General features: G+C 20.3%; 1 protein-coding gene. It reads left to right on the forward strand.

All coding sequences use genetic code 11. From position 1 onward, the window contains the following. Positions 1-375: ABC transporter substrate-binding protein (locus CRV02_RS14365; protein ID WP_164969022.1), on the forward strand; the 375-nt coding region annotated here is incomplete at its 5' end. Positions 376-567 lie beyond the last annotated feature (192 nt).

The following is a 567-nucleotide window of genomic DNA, read 5'->3' on the forward strand; positions in this document are numbered from 1 at the left end:
AAATTAGTATTAGTAGATAATAAATCAGATAAAATTGAATCAGCAAATGCAGCTTCAAAATTGATTTCTGATGATAAAGTTACAGCTATTATTGGTGCTTTAACTTCTACAAATACTATGGCTATGACAAAAATTGCTGAAGAGGCAAAAGTTCCTGTTGTTGCTCCTGTTGCTACAAATATTTTAGTTACTAAAAGAAAAGATTATGTTAGTAGAGTTTGTTTCTATGATGATTTTCAAGGAACAGTTGAAGCTAATTTTGCTATTAAAGAGTTAAAAGAAAAAGAAGAGATAGGGGATTTTATAAAAGAGAGATTAGATAGAACTATAAAAGTTGTAAATAAAAAAAAAAAAAATAAAAATAAAAAAAAATAAACAATAAAATAATGTTTTTTTTTGTATTTTTTTTTATAAAAAATATATTTAAAAATGTTTTTTTTTATTTTGTTGTTGTTTTTTTATTTTTTTTTTTTATTATTTTTTTCTTTTTTTTTATTGGGTATTTGATAAAAAACAAAAGTAAAAAAAAAAAAAAAAAGATTTTGTTTTATAATTATCTTGAAACTG

The organism is Arcobacter sp. CECT 8989, from assembly GCF_004116715.1.
In the GTDB taxonomy this organism is placed as follows: domain Bacteria; phylum Campylobacterota; class Campylobacteria; order Campylobacterales; family Arcobacteraceae; genus Halarcobacter.